Source organism: Hyphomonas sp., assembly GCF_046313735.1.
In the GTDB taxonomy this organism is placed as follows: Bacteria; Pseudomonadota; Alphaproteobacteria; order Caulobacterales; family Hyphomonadaceae; genus Hyphomonas.
The window spans coordinates 1-2,548 of the sequence record NZ_JBKBXW010000097.1; the positions used below are offsets into that span (position 1 = coordinate 1).

Annotated in this window: 3 protein-coding genes; all 3 read left to right on the forward strand. The window is 61.0% G+C overall.

Features of this window, described 5'->3' with window-relative positions; translation table 11 throughout:
- On the forward strand, positions 1-549 hold a 549-nt coding region (locus ACK4SV_RS16700), incomplete at its 5' end, for an endo-1,4-beta-xylanase (protein WP_409918976.1).
- 362 nt (positions 550-911) lie between these two features.
- Positions 912-1,835 (forward strand): alpha/beta fold hydrolase, encoded by a 924-nt coding sequence (locus ACK4SV_RS16705; protein ID WP_409918977.1) that lies wholly within the window; start codon positions 912-914, stop codon positions 1,833-1,835.
- 258 nt (positions 1,836-2,093) lie between these two features.
- Positions 2,094-2,548, forward strand: a 455-nt coding sequence (locus ACK4SV_RS16710; protein ID WP_409918978.1) for a hypothetical protein, incomplete at its 3' end; no start/stop codon positions are given.

Genomic DNA, 2,548 nt, shown 5'->3' on the forward strand with positions numbered 1-2,548 from the left:
GCCCGCGCGGCGGACCCCGCCTGCAAGCTTTTCATCAATGATTACAACACAGAGCTACCGGCCAAGCGCGGGCGGTTCCTCGAGATCATCTCCGGCATGATCGCCCGCGGCGTGCCGCTGGACGGCGTCGGCCACCAGTTCCACCTGCAGGTCAATGCCAACCCGGCCGACTCTCTCGCCGCCATCGACGCCGTCGATGCGCTCGGCGCGGGGCTGGAGAACCACGCCACCGAAATCGACGTATCGATCTATGCCGACCCCGGCACCTGCTTCGATACCGGCGTCAATTGCGCGGCCGGCTATGGCGCGCAGATCAGCAATGTGCCTGCGAGCGTGCTGGCCGCGCAGGCGCGGATCTATCGCGGCCTGTTTGACGGCTTCGTCCAACGCCCGAGTGTCACCTCGGTGACAGTTTGGGGCCTCCAGGACGGCCAGTCCTGGCTCAACAGCTTTCCCGTTACGCGCCCCAATTATCCGCTCCTGTTCGATCCTGCCCGCCAGCCGAAACCGGCTTTCCGGGCGATCACCGACCCGGCCTATGTGATCTGATCGCCCGGCGCGGCGCGTCCATGGCAGGGCGAGCGACTTTGCGGACGCTCATAGAAGCGCGACAATATTCTGCGGGAACACCCGGAGGTGGTGTCGGCGCCTCGAATAGAAATACTTATGCTGGTTAGAATACTATCCGTGAGATACTTATATTGCGGGTGCCACTTAATGATCCAGTATCGCTATGCGAGTGCGTCTAAGCAGAAATACTTACCACTTCTGCGCCAATTTTCAGCTTATGGGTAAAACCCGTCAATTTTGTTGCTGTTGTGCTTGCGCCATATCGCAGACTCGTCCATTTGCACCCCTGAATGGTTAAACCGGTATCCAAAAAAGTCACCAGGCGAGCCGAGGGGGAACCAATGTCTTTGCCGGCGAAACCGCAGGCGAACAGGCTCGACCAGATCGGTGACAAGAAGCGCATCCTGCGATACTGGCAGACAGCTTCGGTCGGCCCGGACGGCAAGGACCTCGAATACATGCAGTTCGGCTCGGACGAACTGCGGCCCGTGGTGTTTCTTACATCAGTTGAATATCCCGCCGCGCCGCCCTGGGGCTTCTGCATTGATGCGGCCAATGAAGGCTTCGGCATATACTGCATCCGCCGGCCGGGCTTTGGCGCCTCAGCCCCCGTATCCGACCTCGATGAACAGGCCCGCCTGCTGGAGGCCTTCCTCGAAGAGGCAGACCTCGAGAATGTCATCCTGATCTCGACCGGCTCGGCCAATCCCGTCGCCGCGCGTCTCGCCCTCAAGTCCCGCCGCATCACCTATTCAGTCTTCGCCAATTGCGTGTTCAACCGCGATGTCATGGGCGAATTCCGCCCCGCCTGGTTCGGCCGGCTGCTGGCCCAGACGATCGAAAGCCGTTCGGGCGCGCGCGTCTCGCTCAGCGCCATCCGCCAGGCCGGGCGGCAATTCGGCGCCAACTGGTTCTACCAGACCTGTTTCCAGAAAAGCCCCGGCGATGTCGCCTATGTCAAAGCCCATCCGCGCGAGATGGCCGAGGCCTGGGAGGTGTCGAGCAATATCACCCCGGAAACCTATCAGCTGGAGATGGGCCCATCCCTGCTGGGCGACCCCTTCCTGACCGATGGATTGTTCCGGGATCTGCCGGCGATTGCCATCTCCGGCGAAGAGACGACGGAAAGCTGGCGGAGCGGGTTCGAGCGTGAAGCGGCTCGGCTTGGCATTCCCACCGCCTATCTTTCCAGCGGCGACATCATGGCGGTCTACCAGTCCGGCATGGAGCTCCTGAACCTCATCCGCCAGAAGGTCAGCGCCTGAGCGCCGGAGTTTTGCCGCAAGGCTTACCTGAAACTTACAGCTTCGGTTTGTGGCGCCAGCGCAACACATTGCGCGGGCGCCGCGCACAACACCTTGAAATTCCGAAGACTGACGATCCTTTCCGGCCTGTCATCTTGCTCCGTTAACAAACATTACGTTTTGGCGAGGGCGCGCTTCGCTTAGAACCTTGTTAAGCATGCGGGCGGAACCTCCTTCATGGGCTGACTATCAGGGACTTGCGTAAGCGAGAGGATGTTGATGATGAAGAAATCTGTGCGCTGGGGCGCGGATGCAGGATTTGAGAAGACAATCAAACCGTTCACTGCGAAGGGCGATTTGTCTTCCCACGGATTGAAAGGCAAGCGCGCCAAGGGCGAGCTGGGCCTCAGCCGGTCACTGACGCGCAAGGAAGCGCGGCGCGATGCAACCGATGGCCTTCCCGTGAGCGAAGCGATGACGCAGGACCAGTGGAGCGAACGCGAACAGCTGATCGCCGAGCGCGCCGAGGAAGTGCGCCGTGGACTGACGACCTGGATGTCGGCGACCGCTGCCGCGGTGCGCAATTACATCCAGGATCAGACTCCGGCCGAAATCCATCCCGACCAGATGCGCGAAGCGATCAAGGCCGAGGAGCATGAATACCGCCACTATGAAGTGGACGACACCCAGGATGCGCGCGACAGCCATTCAGCGGCGATCATCGAGCTCCAGAG